The organism is Dellaglioa sp. CoH-55-MRSF-8 (assembly GCF_056782195.1).
In genome coordinates this window covers 1-474 of sequence record NZ_JBXAYH010000072.1, presented here as the reverse complement: position 1 = coordinate 474, position 474 = coordinate 1, and the positions used below count along the sequence as shown (strand labels likewise).

The 474-nt window shown below is 54.2% G+C and carries 1 protein-coding gene; it reads left to right on the top strand.

Annotation, left to right across the window (positions count from 1 at the left end; genetic code table 11):
* The coding region (locus AC1RPW_RS07965; protein ID WP_289901000.1) for a hypothetical protein at nt 1–462 on the top strand (462 nt) is incomplete at its 5' end.
* Nucleotides 463–474: the final 12 nt, after the last annotated feature.

Sequence of the window (474 nt, the reverse complement as noted above, 5' to 3'; positions counted from 1 at the left end):
ATGGCACGCAAAGCTACTCCCCGTAATATGCGCACCAAAGCCGAACAGGCTGCACTGGAGGCTCGCCTCGAAGCCGAAGCCGAAGAACGTGCCGAGCGCAATAAAGTGCGTCTCTGGAACATTCTGGAGCAGGCTCATGCCATTGGCATCGACGCAGAGTTCCGCATCCATCAGACGCGCGACTGGATTCCGACTTCGCCACGGAGACCCGGTGTCTTGATCAGCTACAACCAACACACGAAACGCAATGCTTGCTTCGGTTCCGTTGAGGAATACGAAGAGGTGCAAGAAGTCACGGACTTTCTACATACTAAGTCCGAGGACTATGAGTTCGAGGCAGTCGAGTATTCGCTCACTCGTATCCGCGAGAAGCAGGAACAGGAGAAAGAAGACAAGCGTCAGCGCGATGCTCTGCTTCAGACTCTGACACCGGAGCAACGCCGACTTCTCGGTTATAAATAAACGGAGTAACGC